Source organism: Pseudomonas sp. LBUM1645 (genome assembly GCF_059716185.1).
The window spans coordinates 6,100,908-6,116,077 of record NZ_CP166811.1 but is presented as its reverse complement, the minus strand read 5'-3'; the positions used below and the strand labels follow the sequence as shown (position 1 = coordinate 6,116,077).

At 59.3% G+C, this 15,170-nt stretch carries 15 protein-coding genes; 6 read left to right on the top strand and 9 right to left on the bottom strand.

The window, feature by feature from the left end; translation table 11 throughout:
• Nucleotides 1-730: 730 nt before the first annotated feature.
• From ACA079_RS27785 to dksA, 5 genes are all read right to left on the bottom strand, one after another.
• On the bottom strand, nt 731-2,167 hold the full coding sequence (locus ACA079_RS27785) for a sigma-54-dependent transcriptional regulator (protein WP_497701642.1): 1,437 nt from the start codon (nt 2,165-2,167) through the stop codon (nt 731-733).
• A 22-nt stretch (nt 2,168-2,189) separates the two neighbouring features.
• The gene (locus ACA079_RS27780) at nt 2,190-5,144 is read right to left on the bottom strand and encodes a sensor histidine kinase (protein WP_176471621.1); all 2,955 of its coding nucleotides are present in this window, start codon (nt 5,142-5,144) and stop codon (nt 2,190-2,192) included.
• On the bottom strand, nt 5,128-5,304 hold the full coding sequence (locus tag ACA079_RS27775; protein WP_003176118.1) for a hypothetical protein: 177 nt from the start codon (nt 5,302-5,304) through the stop codon (nt 5,128-5,130). Before ACA079_RS27775 ends, ACA079_RS27780 begins: the two co-directional genes overlap by 17 nt.
• A 77-nt stretch (nt 5,305-5,381) precedes the next feature.
• Nucleotides 5,382-6,278, bottom strand: a complete 897-nt coding sequence (gene gluQRS, locus ACA079_RS27770) for a tRNA glutamyl-Q(34) synthetase GluQRS (protein ID WP_497701641.1) — start codon at nt 6,276-6,278, stop codon at nt 5,382-5,384.
• Between the two features lie 203 nt (nt 6,279-6,481).
• Complete coding sequence (gene dksA, locus ACA079_RS27765; RefSeq protein ID WP_007902025.1) at nt 6,482-6,922, bottom strand: RNA polymerase-binding protein DksA; 441 nt, start codon at nt 6,920-6,922, stop codon at nt 6,482-6,484.
• A gap of 332 nt (nt 6,923-7,254) precedes the next feature.
• Here dksA and ACA079_RS27760 point away from each other — a divergent pair, with 332 nt between their 5' ends.
• Complete coding sequence (locus ACA079_RS27760) at nt 7,255-8,427, top strand: pyridoxal phosphate-dependent aminotransferase (protein WP_497701640.1); 1,173 nt, start codon at nt 7,255-7,257, stop codon at nt 8,425-8,427.
• Nucleotides 8,427-9,140, top strand: a complete 714-nt coding sequence (gene sfsA / locus ACA079_RS27755; RefSeq protein ID WP_497701639.1) for a DNA/RNA nuclease SfsA — start codon at nt 8,427-8,429, stop codon at nt 9,138-9,140. Before ACA079_RS27760 ends, sfsA begins: the two co-directional genes overlap by 1 nt.
• Here sfsA and ACA079_RS27750 read toward each other — a convergent pair.
• Nucleotides 9,137-9,454, bottom strand: coding sequence for a Rieske (2Fe-2S) protein (locus ACA079_RS27750; RefSeq protein ID WP_497701638.1), 318 nt, complete (start codon nt 9,452-9,454; stop codon nt 9,137-9,139). The two genes, sfsA and ACA079_RS27750, sit on opposite strands and share 4 nt — an antisense overlap.
• Nucleotides 9,455-9,620: 166 nt before the next feature.
• Here ACA079_RS27750 and ACA079_RS27745 point away from each other — a divergent pair, with 166 nt between their 5' ends.
• The 4 genes from ACA079_RS27745 to ACA079_RS27730 are packed head-to-tail and all read left to right on the top strand — an operon-like array spanning nt 9,621 to nt 13,166.
• Nucleotides 9,621-10,493, top strand: coding sequence for a heme/hemin ABC transporter substrate-binding protein (locus ACA079_RS27745; protein WP_497701637.1), 873 nt, complete (start codon nt 9,621-9,623; stop codon nt 10,491-10,493).
• 50 nt (nt 10,494-10,543) lie between these two features.
• On the top strand, nt 10,544-11,527 hold the full coding sequence (locus ACA079_RS27740; protein WP_197281707.1) for a FecCD family ABC transporter permease: 984 nt from the start codon (nt 10,544-10,546) through the stop codon (nt 11,525-11,527).
• Nucleotides 11,527-12,294 carry a heme ABC transporter ATP-binding protein gene (locus ACA079_RS27735; protein WP_497701636.1) on the top strand — a complete coding sequence of 256 codons (768 nt, stop codon included), beginning with the start codon at nt 11,527-11,529 and terminating at the stop codon, nt 12,292-12,294. The genes ACA079_RS27740 and ACA079_RS27735 overlap by 1 nt, the downstream gene beginning before the upstream one ends.
• 20 nt (nt 12,295-12,314) lie before the next feature.
• On the top strand, nt 12,315-13,166 hold the full coding sequence (locus tag ACA079_RS27730) for a ChaN family lipoprotein (protein ID WP_497701635.1): 852 nt from the start codon (nt 12,315-12,317) through the stop codon (nt 13,164-13,166).
• 233 nt (nt 13,167-13,399) lie between these two features.
• Here the strand turns inward: ACA079_RS27730 and ACA079_RS27725 are convergent, their stop codons facing one another.
• The 3 genes from ACA079_RS27725 to ACA079_RS27715 form a co-directional block, all read right to left on the bottom strand.
• On the bottom strand, nt 13,400-14,200 hold the full coding sequence (locus ACA079_RS27725) for a Crp/Fnr family transcriptional regulator (RefSeq protein ID WP_497701634.1): 801 nt from the start codon (nt 14,198-14,200) through the stop codon (nt 13,400-13,402).
• A gap of 16 nt (nt 14,201-14,216) precedes the next feature.
• The gene (locus ACA079_RS27720; RefSeq protein WP_003228231.1) at nt 14,217-14,489 is read right to left on the bottom strand and encodes a TfoX/Sxy family protein; all 273 of its coding nucleotides are present in this window, start codon (nt 14,487-14,489) and stop codon (nt 14,217-14,219) included.
• A 245-nt stretch (nt 14,490-14,734) separates the two neighbouring features.
• Nucleotides 14,735-15,079, bottom strand: coding sequence for a pentapeptide repeat-containing protein (locus ACA079_RS27715; protein ID WP_008015079.1), 345 nt, complete (start codon nt 15,077-15,079; stop codon nt 14,735-14,737).
• Nucleotides 15,080-15,170: the final 91 nt, after the last annotated feature.

Sequence of the window (15,170 nt, the reverse complement as noted above, 5' to 3'; positions counted from 1 at the left end):
GAGCAGCGCGAGGCTGCGTTCGGCGGCGAAGCCGTCGTAAAACCTGAGATTGCGGTGTGTCAGGAGAAAGCCGGTCGCCCATATTGCGACTACTGCGTAGTCGAACGCAGCCTCGCAGGCTCGGCAGCTGCTACAGGGGCAGCGTGAATGCTGAATCGCAGAAACTACAAGGGGAGCCGAAGCTCCCCAAGAAAGTAGTTGCGTGCTCTTTTTTTATTTTTGATTCGGGCTTCTTGTTTTTGTTGAGTGCCCTCGCCATGAAGTTTTTCCTTCATGACCCTCCCAATCGGGAGCCAAGAGCAAACGGATTGCTTTGGTCGCTGTGTTGCAGTGATCTTGCGATCCAACCAGTTCAGGCTCTGTCTTGTGACAGTTTTTTGTTGTTCTCGGCCTGGTCGTGGGGCAAGCCCCAAATACAACGCCTCTCCAAAAGAATCAGTTAGCTGCGCCTCTCGCCGTCTTGTTTTTATTGTGCGTGAGTCGATACGTCTTATTTTTATTGTCTTGTGCATTGCTTGTTATTGTTCTTGTACCAAACATATAGCAGGGGGCGTGCCAACTTTTGCGAGGCCCAGCAAAACAAGGGGTGAGGCCGGCTGGTGAGGTTTTCAGAGGCCAAAAAAAGCCGGGGCTTCGTTACCGTAAGCCCCGGCTTCTGTTACGTGAAAAAGCTGAGGTAACAGTTTTTTTCACAATGTCACGTGTTACCCGCACGCCTTACAGGTGGCGTTCAGCTCTCGCTGGCTACCCCGGTCTTGCGCCGCGGAATGCCCAGGCGCTGACGACGCTCCCACAGGCATTTGCGACTGACACCGAGTTTGCGCGCCAACTCGGTTTCGGTCATGTGGTCCTGATGCTCGAGAACGAAGTGCTGGAAGTAGTCTTCCAGTGACAGGTCTTCGGTCGGCTCATGACTATTGTTACCGGCGGCGCTGCCCTGTTGTGGGGGCAGGCCGATGAAATCGTCATCGTCCAGATCGCTCAGTTCGATGTCGATCCCCAGCAGCTCGGCGGAAATCTCCGGGCTCTCGCACAGGATGACCGCACGTTCTACTGCGTTTTCCAGCTCTCGAACGTTACCCGGCCACGAGTAATGACGAATCGCCTGCTCGGCATCCGGGGCGAACTTCAGATCAGTGCGGTTGACCCGCGCGCTCTGCCGCGCCAGGAACGCGGTGGCAATTTCGTTGACGTCGGCGCCGCGCTCGCGCAGGGCCGGCAGTTTCAGGGCGATCACGTGAAGGCGGTAATACAAGTCTTCACGGAACTGGCCGATTTTTGCCAGGCTCTTGAGGTCCCGGTGAGTCGCGGCGATCAGGCGCACATCGACTTTCTGGGACTGCACCGAACCCACACGACGAATTTCACCTTCCTGCAGCACGCGCAGCAGGCGGGCCTGGGCTTCCAGTGGCAGTTCGCCGATTTCGTCGAGGAACAAGGTGCCGCCGTCGGCCGCTTCCACCAGACCGGCACGCCCGGCGCTGGCGCCAGTGAACGCGCCTTTTTCGTGGCCGAACAGTTCGGACTCGATCAGGCTTTCCGGAATGGCCGCGCAGTTCACCGAAATCATCGGCGCCTTGGCGCGTTTGGACAGATTGTGCAGGGCGCGCGCCACCAGTTCTTTACCGGTGCCGGATTCGCCCTGGATCAGGACATTGGAGTCGGTTGGCGCGACTTTGCGGATCTTGCTGTACAGATCCTGCATAGGCGGGCAAGAGCCGATGATGCCGATTTCGCCATTGTTGTTGCTGGCGCTCGGTTTCGCGGCGCCATTACCGGCTTTGCCGACGGCAGGTTCGCCGCTGGCTTGCACAGCTTGACGGTCACGCAGGATTCGCGCGACGGCCTGGAGCATTTCATCGTGATCGAAAGGCTTGGCGATGTAATCCACCGCACCCATCTTCATCGAGTCGACTGCCGAACGCAGGCTCGCGTAGCTGGTCATGATCAACACCGGAGTGCCCTGGCCAAGTTTGATCAACTCGGTGCCAGGCGCGCCAGGCAGACGCAGGTCGCTGACGATCAGGTCGAACGTGGGAATGGTGAAGCGTTCTTGTGCTTCCTGCACTGAACCGGCTTCGCTGACCTGGTACTGGTTACGTTCCAGCAGGCGGCGCAAGGCGGAGCGGATAATTGTTTCGTCTTCGACGATCAAAATGTGCGGCATTGATTCGATACTCTCGACGGTCTCAGTTCACAGCGGACGTCGCTTCGACATGACGCGGCAAGGTCACCCGGATACGGGTGCCGCGCTGGCTTTGAACATCAGCCGGGCTGTCGATGGTGATTTGTCCATAATGCTCTTCAACGATGGAATAGACCAGTGCAAGGCCCAGACCGGTGCCTTCGCCAGGATCCTTGGTGGTGAAGAAAGGTTCGAACAATCTATCCATGATGTTCTTCGGAATACCGCTGCCTTCGTCTTCCACGATCAAGTCGACCGTGTGTTCGCCGGCTTCGCTTTTGACCCGCACCGCACTGCCGGGAGGCGAGGCATCGCGGGCGTTTGAGAGCAGGTTGATCAGTACTTGTGCAAGCCGCTGCGGGTCGCCTTCGACCCAGTGATCGGGATCGCACAGATTGTAGAACTGCACTTCGAAATTGCGTCGGTTCAGGGCCAGCAAACCGATGGCATCCTGGGCCACTTCCGCCAGACAGACGGGCTCGTCGCTGTGCTGATGACTGCCGGCGTGGGCGAAGCTCATCAGCGACTGAACGATGCGCGACACGCGTTTGGTCTGCTCGAGGATCTGCCCGCTGATTTCCTTCAGTTCGCTGTCTTCTTCGCGCTCTTCCCGCAGGTTCTGCGCCAGGCAGGCGATGCCAGTGATCGGGTTGCCGATTTCATGGGCCACGCCCGCCGCGAGTCGACCGATGCTGGCCAGACGCTCGGAGTGCACCAGTTTGTCTTCGAGCATCTGGGTTTCGGTCAGGTCTTCCACCAGTAACACCAAGCCGCTGTTACCTGGTGCGAGCGGTTCATCAATCGCAGCTTTGTGCAGGTTCAGCCAGCGGGTCTGGCCGTCAAGCGCCAAATGTTGTTTGTGCAAATGTTCGTCCGGCAGATTGATGAAGCCTTGCAGCAACTCTTTCCATGGATCGGCAATGGTGCTCAGCCGCGAACCAACCACACGCTGCGCGGCAATCCCGGTCAGCTCCTCCATGGCTTTGTTCCACATGAGGATTTCCTGATCCTTGGCCAGCGAGCAAACGCCCATCGGCAATTCCTGCAAGGTCTGGCGGTGATAGCGGCGCAGGGCATCGAGTTCAGCGGCAAGCCCGGTCAGGCGCGAGTGGTAATCCTCGAGGCGACTTTCGATGAAGTGGATGTCTTCGGTGACGTAGTTTTCGCCGCCGGCCTTATAAGGCAGGAATGTTTCGACCATGTCCTGAGCCACGCTCGGCCCCATCAGGCCGGAGAGGTTGGCTTCGATACGGTCGCGCAAGCGGCGCAAGGCGTAAGGCCGGCGCTCATCGAAAGGCAGATAGAGGTCGCGCAGGGCCTGTTCGACTTCTTTCTGCGCAGCCTTGGCGCCCAGGGGTTTTGCAAGTTGTGTGGCGAACTCTTGGGGCGAGGCGGCGTGCAGTTCGCGGCGTTGCGGGCGACGCACGTTGTCCACGGCGCAGGCTTCAGCGGCGCTGGCCTCTTCGCTGCTGGCGTTGGTGAAGAGCGAGATCAGGGTGAACATCAGCACGTTGGCAGCCAGCGAGGCGATCGCTGCCATGTGCCAACTGGTGTCGTCCAGCACGTAGATCATGTTCAGCAGCGGTATGTAAAAGCCCTGCAGATTGCCGACCAGTGGCAGCAGCATGGTCACCAGCCACACCAGAATCCCGGCGAGCAAACCGGCGATGAAACCGCGGCGGTTGGCGGTCGGCCAGTACAGTACCGACAGCACGCCCGGCAGGAACTGCAGGGTGGCGACGAAGGCGACGATGCCCAGATTCGCCAGATCCTGTTCCGCGCCCAGCAGCAGGTAGAAACCGTAACCGGCCATGATGATCGCGACGATCAGCCCCCGGCGGGTCCACTTCAGCCAGCGGTAGATATTGCCTTCGGCTGGCGGCTGATAGAGCGGCAGCACCAAATGGTTCAGCGCCATCCCGGACAGGGCCAGGGTGGTGACAATGATCAAGCCGCTGGCCGCCGACAATCCGCCGATATAGGCCAATAGCGCCAAAGCCTTGCTGTTGGCCGCGATACCAATGCCCAGCGTGAAATATTCCGGGTTGGTGGTGGCGCCGAGTTTCAGTCCGGCCCAGAGAATCAGCGGTACCGCCAGGCTCATCAACAGCAGGAACAGCGGCAAGCCCCAGCTCGCACTGACCAGCGAGCGCGGGTTGAGGTTTTCGGTAAACGTCATGTGGTACATGTGCGGCATCACGATCGCCGAAGCGAAGAACACCAGCAGCAGCGTACGCCACGGGCCTTCCTGCAATGGCGTGTGCAAAGCGGCGAGGGCGGTCTGGTTTTGCAGCAGCCAAAGCTCAAGCTGTTGCGGGCCATCGAACACGCCGTACAGCGCATAGAGACCAACGCCGCCGATGGCGATCAGTTTGATCACCGACTCGAAAGCAATCGCGAACACCAGGCCTTCGTGTTTCTCGCGGGTGGCGATGTGGCGCGAGCCAAAGAAAATCGTGAACAGCGTGATCAGTGCGCAGAAGCTCAGGGCCACGCGATGTTGTACCGGCTCGCGGGTGAGGATGCCGATGGAGTCGGCCACCGCCTGAATCTGCAACGCCAGCAACGGCAGCACGCCGATCAGCATGAAGATCGTCGTCAGTGCGCCGGCCCAGGTGCTGCGGAAGCGGAAGGCGAACAGATCGGCCAGCGACGACAGCTGATACGTGCGGGTGATTTTCAGGATCGGATACAAAAGCACCGGCGCCAGCAGAAACGCGCCGGAAACGCCTAGATAGCTGGACAAAAATCCGTAGCCGTATTGATAGGCCAGGCCCACCGTGCCGTAAAACGCCCACGCACTGGCATACACGCCCAGCGACAGGGTGTACGTCAGCGGGTGGCGAATGATCGCCCGGGGGATCATGCCCCGTTCGCTGACCCAGGCTACGCCGAACAGCACCGCCAGGTACGCGGCGCTGATCAGGATCATCTGGGTCAGGCTAAAGCTCATCGGCATCTTTTTGGCTCTGCAGGATGAAGGTCACGACGATCAGAATCAGCCAGAGCAGATAAGGGCGATACCAGGCGCCAGTGGCGTCGATCCACCAATCCATGATGGCCGGGGAGAACAGATAAATCCCCACTACCAGGAGCAGGACCAAGCGATAGATGTACATCCCGGCCTCTCTTTTTTATGCGCGTGCCCGAAAAGGTGCGGCGATGGTAACGGATGGGCGCGCCACTGCAAGTGTGATCACTGTAGTTGCGCTTCGGGCAGGTTGAGTGTGCGCGGGATCAATAATGCATCCCAGTGGGCAATGCCCCAGTTCAGCACTTCCCGTGGGGTGGCGTAAGCCAGTTCGGCACCGGGATTCTGCCCCAGTGCGCGCAACGCACGCAGCAACAAAGGGGTTGCCTGATCTTCGGTCAACGGCGGCGAACGATAGGACTTACCGAGCTTGTTGCCATCGGGCTGGGTGATCAGCGGGATGTGCAGATAACGCGGTTGCGGCAGGCCGAGCAGTTCTTGCAGGTAGAGCTGGCGCGGCGTGGAGTCGAGCAGGTCGGCACCGCGGACGATATCGGTAATGCCTTGCCACGCATCGTCCAGCACCACCGCCAGTTGATAGGCGTAGAGCCCGTCGCGGCGGCGGATCACGAAATCACCGACCTCACGGCCCAGGTGTTGGCGGTATTCGCCTTGCACTCGGTCGATGAAGTGGTATTCCAGCTCGGGGACACGCAGGCGAATCGCAGCATCTTTAGTGTCATGACCGGCGTTGCGGCACAGCCCTGGATAAATCCCGTGATAGGGCGCAAGTGTTTTGCGTGAGCAGGTGCAAGCGTAGGCCAGGCCGTGATTGAACAGACGATTGAGGACTTCGGCGTAGGCATCGTGCCGGTCACTCTGTCGGACCATTTCGCCATCCCACTCGAAACCGTAGCTTTCCAGCGCCTTGAGAATGGCCGCTTGAGCGCCGGGCTCCTCCCGTGGCGGATCGAGATCTTCCATGCGCATCAGCCAGCGGCCATCCACCGAGCGCGCGTCGAGATACGAGGCCAGCGCTGCGACCAGCGAACCGAAATGCAGATGTCCACTGGGCGTGGGGGCGAAGCGCCCGATGTAGGTGGAAGGGGGGATGACAGTCATGAGGGCGGTTACGTTGTCTGGTCGTATTGAGCATGGCTTGAAGCCGCCATCGCGAGCAAGCTCAGCTCCTACAAAGGCCGGCGCAATTTCCTGTAGGAGCCGAGCTTGCTCGCGATGGCGATCTTAAAGTCACAGCAAGTATCAGCGAATGTCAGAAACAAAAACGGAGCGTTCGCACGCTCCGTTTTTCGTTCAAGTCGAGATTACTTGCCGACTTGCTTTTCCTTGATTTCCGCCAGGGTCTTGCAGTCAACGCACATATCGGCGGTAGGGCGGGCTTCCAGTCGCTTGACGCCAATTTCGACGCCGCAGGACTCGCACCAGCCATATTCTTCGTCTTCGATCAGTTGCAGCGTCTTGTCGATCTTTTTGATCAACTTGCGCTCGCGGTCGCGGGCACGCAGCTCGAGGCTGAATTCTTCTTCCTGGCTGGCACGGTCTGCCGGGTCCGGGAAGTTGGCCGCTTCGTCTTTCATGTGATCAACCGTACGGTCGACTTCCTGCATCAAGTCCTGTTTCCACTTATTCAGGATCTTGGTGAAGTGAGCGCGCATGGGCTTGCCCATGTATTCCTCGCCCTTTACTTCTTTGTAGGGTTCGAAGCCGCTGATCGACTGGTTTTGCTGCTTTGCTTGGGTGGGCATGAAATGGACCGCCTCTACTCTTGTAATCCATTGCGCAGGATTGCTCCATCACCGACACCTGCCGGCCCTGCGGCTGCAAGCGGGCGAACTTACCAGATCAAATCGGACCGCGCTACTCCCGGATGTCGAGGTAGTGGCCCGCTGTGCTTGCAAATGATTGCAAAGCCTTGTCTGGCGGTGCTGGAGACCTGATCAATTATTGATTTTAGTCAAACCTGAGACACACGCTTGAGTCGTTTGAGACCGGAGTTATAACGGTCTGACCGCTTTAGGTTCTCGCTCGTTCCTGCGCTTGGGTAGAATCAGTTTTTTTCCCCGTTGAAGGAAGGCTAATGGCTCAGTCCTACAGTGCCCGCAGTCGCGCGATCGAACCTTTCCATGTCATGGCGCTGCTGGCGCGGGCCAATGAACTGCAAGCCGCTGGTCACGACGTGATCCACCTGGAAATCGGCGAACCCGACTTCACCACCGCCGAGCCGATCATTCAGGCCGGCCAGGCCGCATTGACGGCGGGGAAGACCCGTTACACCGCCGCGCGTGGCATTCCCGAGTTGCGTGAGGCCATTTCCGGCTTTTATCAGCAACGTTACGGTTTGAACATCGACCCGCAGCGAATCCTCATCACGCCTGGTGGTTCCGGTGCGCTGCTGCTGGCCAGCGCCTTGTTGGTGGACCCGGGCAAGCACTGGCTGCTGGCGGACCCAGGCTATCCCTGCAATCGGCATTTCCTGCGGTTGGTGGAAGGCGCAGCGCAGCTTGTTCCTGTAGGTCCGGACGTGCGCTATCAGCTGACGCCGGACCTGATTGCACGCCATTGGGATAACGACAGCGTCGGCGCCCTGGTGGCGTCGCCAGCCAACCCGACCGGGACGATCCTGACCCGCGATGAGCTGGCGGGCCTGTCGGCCGCGATCAAGGAACGTCACGGTCATTTGGTGGTGGATGAGATCTATCACGGTCTGACCTACGGCACCGATGCGGCCAGCGTGCTGGAAGTCGATGACAGTGCCTTTGTACTGAATAGTTTTTCCAAGTATTTCGGCATGACGGGATGGCGACTTGGTTGGCTGGTGGCGCCTGAAGCGGCGGTCGGTGAGCTGGAAAAACTCGCCCAGAACCTCTACATCAGCGCCCCGAGCATGGCTCAGCACGCCGCTCTGGCCTGCTTCGAACCGGCCACGATCAGCATCCTGGAAGAACGTCGCGCCGAATTCGGCCGTCGTCGGGATTTCCTGCTGCCAGCCCTGCGAGAACTGGGCTTTGGTATCGCCGTTGAGCCTGAAGGCGCGTTCTACTTGTATGCCGATATCAGCAAGTTCGGCGGCGATGCCTTCGCGTTCTGCCGCCATTTCCTCGAAACCGAACACGTGGCGATTACTCCGGGTCTGGACTTTGGTCGTTATCAGGCTGGCCACCATGTGCGGTTTGCCTACACCCAAAGTCTTCCGCGCCTACAGGAAGCGGTCGAGCGGATTGCTCGCGGTTTGAAGAGCTGGCAAGGCTGATGCGTTTTCATCCTCCACTCGAAGAAGGCCGTTTGATTCGTCGTTACAAGCGTTTTCTCGCCGATATCGAAACCGTTAGCGGCGAGTTGCTGACCATTCACTGCCCGAACACCGGCTCGATGCTCAATTGCCAGGTCGAAGGCGGGCAGGTCTGGTTCAGCCGTTCCAACGACCCCAAGCGCAAGTTGCCGGGCACTTGGGAAATCGGCGAAACGCCGCAGGGACGCTTGTTTTGTGTGAATACCGGGCGGGCCAACGGCTTGATCGAAGAGGCACTGCGAGCCGGTGTCATCACCGAACTGAACGGCTTTACCGAACTGAAACGTGAAGTGGCCTACGGTCAGGAAAGCAGTCGCATCGACTTCCGCCTCGATTACCCGAGCGGGCCGGCTTATGTGGAAGTCAAAAGCGTCACTTTGGGCTTCGATGGTTCTTCGGTGGCAGCGTTTCCCGATGCTGTGACCCAGCGCGGGGCCAAGCATTTGCGCGAATTGGCGCATCTGGCCCGGGACGGAATTCGTGCGGTGCAGTTGTATTGCGTCAATCTCAGCGGCATCGACGCCGTGCGTCCTGCAGAAGAAATCGATTCGGCCTACGCCGCAGCCTTGCGTGAGGCGGTGTCGTGCGGGGTCGAGGTGCTGGCCTATGGCGTGCACTTGACCCACGAAGGAATGGTGGTCGATCGGCGTCTGGATGTGTTGCTGAACGGCTAAAGACTGACCCAGATCCCTTGCTCGTCTTCGCGGCAGGCGACTGTGGTCAGGGACTGACCAGCGCAAGGGCCGGCGACGCATTCGCCGTCTTCGATCAGAAACAGTGCGCCGTGGGTCGCGCACTGGATCAGGCTGCTGCTGGGGTCGAGAAATTGGTCGGGCTTCCATTCCAGTCCGACGCCACGGTGCGGGCAGCGATTGATGTAGACGTAGACTTGGCCGCCACGGCGCACGGCAAAGAGCTTCTGGCCGTCGATGTCGAAACCGCGGCTGCTGGCATCGGCCAGCTCAACGCCTGCACAAAGAAACTTCATGTCTATCCTCAAGTCCTGCAGCTCGTGACTGGATATGTCCGAGCTTGACGTTCAAATGCAAACAATTATCAAATGGCTGCCTTGCCTGTCGGGTCCAGGTGCCAGATGCCGAGGATACTTGGCCTGTCATCTCGATGCCCGGGAAAACCCTTAAAGGAAGCTGTTTATGCGCCTGAGTACCCGCGTTGCTGCGCTCTGTGTCGGACTCCTCGTCAGCCACCACGCCGCAGCGGCCGAGTTGCCACAACGTTGGGTCAGTGCCGGTGGTGCTTTATCGGAATGGATCAGCGCGCTGGGCGGTGAATCGAAACTGGTCGGTGTCGACACCACCAGTCAGCACCCGGAATCGCTCAAGGCATTGCCAAGCATCGGGTATCAGCGGCAATTGTCGGCAGAGGGCATCTTGAGCTTACGCCCGCAGATACTGGTCGGCACCGAGGAAATGGGACCGCCACCGGTACTTTCGCAGGTTCGCAGTGCAGGTGTGCAGGTCGAACTGTTCTCGGCCCAGCCGGACCTGCCGACCTTGCAGGGCAATTTGCAGCGTCTGGGCAAGTTGATTGGCGCTGAAGATCAGGCTTCACACTTGTTTCAGACTTATCAACAGCAACTCGATGAGCAAAAGATCCGGGTCACTCGGGCGCAGTTGAAGGAAAAATCGCCGGGCGTGCTGTTGTTGCTTGGTCACGCGGGCGGCAAACCGCTCATAGCCGGCAAGGACACCGCCGCCGATTGGTTGCTGCAACAGGCCGGTGGGCACAATCTGGCCACGCATACCGGCTATAAACCCTTTTCTATTGAATCCCTGGTCAGCCTGGATCCCGAGGTGCTGGTGTTTGCCGATCGTGCACTGACCGGCGATGCGGCACGTGCGGCGTTGTTCAAGGAGAACCCGATCTTGTCCTCGACCCGCGCGGCCAAGGACGGGCGAGTTATGGAGCTTGATCCGACGTTGTTAGTGGGGGGCTTGGGGCCGCGGCTACCCGATGCGTTGAAAAACCTGTCTGACGCTTTCTACCCCGGTTCGACCGGCCAATGACCATCCTGGTTAAACCCCGCGCTTTATTCATTGGTCTGATCCTGCTGTGTGTGTTGGCCATCTGGCTGTCGTTGGCGCTTGGACCGGTAAGCTTGCCGTTGTTCGACACCTTGCGTGCAGCCCTGCGGCTGGTGGGTGTACCGATCGCGCCCGACGGACTGGAGCAGGCCGAGCTGATCCTCGGGCAGATTCGCTTGCCGCGAACCTTGTTGGGTTTGGCCGTGGGAGGGGTGTTGGCATTGTCCGGCGTGGCGATGCAGGGGTTGTTTCGTAATCCTCTGGCCGATCCGGGGCTGGTCGGCGTCTCCAGCGGTGCGGCATTGGGCGCGGCAATTGCGATTGTCGGTGGCTCGGTGTTCGGCGGATTGCCCGAATCCTTCGGACCGTATCTATTATCGCTGTGCGCGTTTCTCGGCGGGCTCGGCGTGACGGCGTTGGTATATCGACTGGGCCGGCGCAACGGGCAGACCAATGTCGCGACCATGCTGTTGGCCGGTATTGCGTTGACTGCGCTGGCCGGCTCCGCCGTGGGGCTGTTCACCTATCTGGCGGATGACGCGACGCTGCGCACCCTGACGTTCTGGAACCTGGGCAGCCTCAATGGCGCCAGCTATTCGCGGCTCTGGCCGTTACTGCTGATCAGTGCCGGCGTGGCGCTGTGGCTGCCGCGCCGGGCCAAGGCCTTGAATGCGTTGTTGCTGGGTGAGTCTGAGGCCGGTCACCTGGGCATCGATGTCGAACGGCTCAAGCGCGAATTGGTGTTTTGCACGGCGTTGGGTGTCGGTGCTGCGGTAGCAGCGGCGGGGATGATCGGGTTTGTTGGTCTGGTGGTGCCACATCTGGTGCGACTGCTGGCGGGTCCGGATCATCGTGTGCTGTTGCCAGCGTCAGTATTGGCGGGGGCCAGTCTTTTGTTATTTGCCGATCTGGTGGCCCGACTGGCCCTGGCACCGGCCGAATTGCCGATCGGGATCGTCACGGCTTTCATCGGTGCGCCGTTCTTTCTGTATTTATTGCTCAGGGGGCGTGCCTGATGTTGCGAACGCAAAATCTGCAAATCCGTCGAGGCCGAAAGATTGTCCTGACGGACATCACGCTTGAGCTCAAGCCGGGCGAAGTCCTCGGTGTGTTGGGGCCTAACGGCGCCGGTAAAAGCACCTTGCTCGGCGCCTTGTGCGGCGAGTTGCAGGCTCATCAAGGCAGTGTCTGGCTCGACGAGCGTGAGTTGAGCGATTGGACGGGGACGTCGCGAGCGCAGCGTTTGGCGGTATTGCCGCAGGTGTCGACCCTGGACTTCGCCTTTCGTGTCGAAGAAGTGGTCGGCATGGGCCGCTTACCCCATCAAAGCGGTCGGGTCCGCGATGACGAGATCGTCGCCGCCGCATTGCACGCTGCCGATGCCGGGCATTTGAGTGGCCGCAGCTATCTGGCCTTGTCCGGTGGCGAACGTCAGCGGGTGCATCTGGCGCGGGTTCTGGCGCAGCTCTGGCCAGGCGAAGCGGGGCAAACGTTGTTGCTCGATGAGCCAACGTCGATGCTCGATCCGCTTCATCAGCACACTACGTTGCAAGCCGTTCGCGAGTTCGCCAATCGTGGCGCGGCGGTGCTGGTGATCCTGCATGATCTGAATCTGGCAGCGCGCTATTGTGATCGCCTGTTACTGCTCGAAGGCGGGCGCCCTGTGGCGCTCGATACACCGGAGCAGGTGTTGCGCCCGGAACCACTGAAGGCAGTGTTCGGGCTGGAAGTGCTGGTGCAGCAGCACCCGGAGCGTGGGCATCCGCTGATCATCGCCCGCTGAGTTTTTTATGGAGTGAAAACATGCGCGGGATTTTGATGCTGGCCTTGCTGATGCTGAGTGCCTGTCAGCATGTTTTGACTCCGCCGCCGGTTGTCGGCGAGATTCGGGACTTGCGCAGCGGCCAGGCTCTGACGGCAGAGGAACTGGTCGAGCGGTTGGAGTCGCCTTCACGGCTGATCGTGGGCGAGCAACATGACAATCGCGATCACCATGAACTGCAGTTGTGGTTGTTGAAGTCGCTGGGTGAACGGCGAGCTCAAGGCAGTCTGCTGCTGGAAATGCTCACGCCGGATCAACAGCTGCGCGTCGATGACGTCCGTCACGCCTCGACACCACCGGCGGATTTACCCAGTGCATTAGCCTGGCAGTCTGGCTGGGACTGGAATCTGTACGGGCCGATCGTTCGCTTCGCGCTGTCCCAGCCATATCCGTTGCTGGCAGCCAATCTGGACACGCTTGAAGTCCGTGCCGTTTACGCTAACCCTCCGACATTGAGCGGTTCGCGTTCCAATGCAGCTTCAGTGAAGGACGAGTTGCTGAAGCAAGTCAGCGACTCCCACTGTGGCCTGCTGCCGAAATCGCAGATGCCGGCGATGCTGGCGGTCCAGCAGCAACGTGACCGACGGATGGCCGAACGCCTGCTGGCGGCACCTACGCCTTCACTGCTGTTTGCCGGCGCTTACCATGCGCGCAAGGATGTCGGCGTGCAGATTCATGTGCTTGATCTGGGAGAACCCCAGGCGCCTGTGGTGTTGATGCTGGCGGAGCAGGGCAGCGAGGTCACACCGGCCATGGCGGATTACGTCTGGTACACGCCTGCCATGCCACCGCAGGATTACTGCGCGCAAATGCGTAAGCAATTTGGCAAGTGATCGAACGACTTTTCTCCAGGCAAAAAAAGACCCGGCAAGAGCCGGGTCAAATAACCGTGATTAGCCTGATGAGGAGATATCTGAGAGTCCGAACCAAGGGCTTTTCAAATATCGACCAGTCTCGCGACCAGTTGTGATAATCATAGCGATTCTCATTACCAAGTCAACCGCTGATTTCTCAATTATTTTAAATACGCTGCCCGTTTGCTGGAAACACCCGTAATCATTGGGTTTCAGCCTGTGCGCTTGAGCGATTTCATCAGAATGATCTGCTTGTTCAGCAGGTCGATATGTCGGGCCATGCTCGCAATCAGGCTATGGGCGATCTTCGGATTGCTTTGGGTCAGGCTGAGAAACTGGTCCTTGGGAATTAGCATGACAGTGCTGGGCTCGCTGGTGATCACGCTGGCGTTACGTTTCTCGCCAGTGAACACCGCCATGGCGCCAAAAATCTCGTCCTTGGGTATATCGCCCACTTTGTGCCCGTCGACAAAGGCTTCGGCGTGGCCATCGATGATGACGAACACCTGATCCGGTTCATCGCCCTGACGGATCAACACTTCGCCACTGGCCACGCGCTGAAATCCATTGGTGTTTCGAAACTCCGGTTGTTTCAGGCGGGCGAGTGCGTCGGACAGCAGGGCGGACTGACCGGCCATGTATTGAAGGAACAGTTCCGAACGCTCCGGGTCGGCATAGATATGCTGAAAAACCTCGGATCGCAGATATGGCGTCAGAGCCAAGGGGCTATCGCTGCGAAAGCGGCAGCGGGGCAGTTCCGTGCCCTGGCGTAAGCCGATCAGATCTCCCTCGTGCAGATAGAACAATGCCCGCTCGTCGATGCACCCATGCAGCAGGCCATTTTTCAACACAAACAGTTGATCGCCGGGTAACAGGACGGCCAGATCATCGACGGCCGAAAATTCCAGGCTCGGTCCGCACGGCATCAAACCTTCCAGCAGCCGGACGGGAATATGTTGCAGTCGGTTGATCAGCGCGTCGGCGTAAGCCGGTTGTTCCCCAAGTAGGTACATGGCTGCTGCGGTCCGTTCAGTTCTTGTGACGTGACGAGATAGCTTCCAGCTGTTTGTTCAAGGCGTCCTTGCGCTCGGCGGGAATGTCGTTCCAGTGCACATCCATCAGGGCACCTTCGATGGCATACAACAACACTTTGGACGCCCGAAACCCGCGCGTGCGCACGGCCCGATAAGCATCCACCGCCCCCAGGCGACGCAAGTCCGAGGCGCTGTGGATGCCCACGGCATGCAGCCACTGCGCCGACGTCTTGCCAAGATTCTTCAGGTGCTGCAGTTCATCATTCATCAAGCCTCCTTGCGACGGCCGAACGGTGCGTGGGCGAGCTTCTCAGGAGTGTAGCCATCAGTAGGAAAAGCGTGATTGTTTGGTCGGTTTCGACGCAAAAGCTTCTAAGAGGCGAAGTCCCAAAGCTGTGTGAAAGTCCGCGAGCGCGGTAGGAAGAGAGGGCGGTGGAATCAGGATTCCGGGCAAAATATGCCCTGCGTTCAGCGCAATGCGGGGGCGCCGAACGGGTCAGTTAAAAGTCGCTTTTAGCGGGTGCGATAACGCAGGCGTGTACCGAAATTCATCGACATCAGGATCTCGTCAGCACTCAGCTCTGGCGGGAAGTAGGCGCCGGAGATCTGTGCATGAGCAAGGCTTGCGCCTTCCAGGGAGGCGTTGCGAAAGTCGATGCCGCGCAAGTCGGCGGAGCGGAAGTAGGCATCGGTAAAGTCGACGCCGTCGGCGTTCAGTTCACGCAGGTCCAGACCACGGAAATCGCCACCGACCATGTCGATAGGTCCGTCTTTTGGGCGCTCGTTGTTGAAGCCAGTGATGTCGTCTTTGTGCAGCAACGCATAAAGCGGGGTGTCGAGAAGTTTCGGCTGGCTCATGTCGCATCACCTGTTGGTTTTATGACGCCAGTATAGTGCCACTATTTGGCAGCCGTGAAGCCGGCGAAGGCTTCACGGCTGAAATAGTTTC

What these genes read in the sequence shown, in the direction of transcription:
- ACA079_RS27785 (WP_497701642.1), bottom strand. Translation starts at nt 2,167, where the DNA reads ATGCCGCACATTTTGATCGTCGAAGACGAAACAATTATCCGCTCCGCC.
- ACA079_RS27780 (WP_176471621.1), bottom strand. Translation starts at nt 5,144, where the DNA reads ATGCCGATGAGCTTTAGCCTGACCCAGATGATCCTGATCAGCGCCGCG.
- ACA079_RS27775 (WP_003176118.1), bottom strand. Translation starts at nt 5,304, where the DNA reads ATGTACATCTATCGCTTGGTCCTGCTCCTGGTAGTGGGGATTTATCTG.
- gluQRS (WP_497701641.1), bottom strand. Translation starts at nt 6,278, where the DNA reads ATGACTGTCATCCCCCCTTCCACCTACATCGGGCGCTTCGCCCCCACG.
- dksA (WP_007902025.1), bottom strand. Translation starts at nt 6,922, where the DNA reads ATGCCCACCCAAGCAAAGCAGCAAAACCAGTCGATCAGCGGCTTCGAA.
- ACA079_RS27760 (WP_497701640.1), top strand. Translation starts at nt 7,255, where the DNA reads ATGGCTCAGTCCTACAGTGCCCGCAGTCGCGCGATCGAACCTTTCCAT.
- sfsA (WP_497701639.1), top strand. Translation starts at nt 8,427, where the DNA reads ATGCGTTTTCATCCTCCACTCGAAGAAGGCCGTTTGATTCGTCGTTAC.
- ACA079_RS27750 (WP_497701638.1), bottom strand. Translation starts at nt 9,454, where the DNA reads ATGAAGTTTCTTTGTGCAGGCGTTGAGCTGGCCGATGCCAGCAGCCGC.
- ACA079_RS27745 (WP_497701637.1), top strand. Translation starts at nt 9,621, where the DNA reads ATGCGCCTGAGTACCCGCGTTGCTGCGCTCTGTGTCGGACTCCTCGTC.
- ACA079_RS27735 (WP_497701636.1), top strand. Translation starts at nt 11,527, where the DNA reads ATGTTGCGAACGCAAAATCTGCAAATCCGTCGAGGCCGAAAGATTGTC.
- ACA079_RS27730 (WP_497701635.1), top strand. Translation starts at nt 12,315, where the DNA reads ATGCGCGGGATTTTGATGCTGGCCTTGCTGATGCTGAGTGCCTGTCAG.
- ACA079_RS27725 (WP_497701634.1), bottom strand. Translation starts at nt 14,200, where the DNA reads ATGTACCTACTTGGGGAACAACCGGCTTACGCCGACGCGCTGATCAAC.
- ACA079_RS27720 (WP_003228231.1), bottom strand. Translation starts at nt 14,489, where the DNA reads ATGAATGATGAACTGCAGCACCTGAAGAATCTTGGCAAGACGTCGGCG.
- ACA079_RS27715 (WP_008015079.1), bottom strand. Translation starts at nt 15,079, where the DNA reads ATGAGCCAGCCGAAACTTCTCGACACCCCGCTTTATGCGTTGCTGCAC.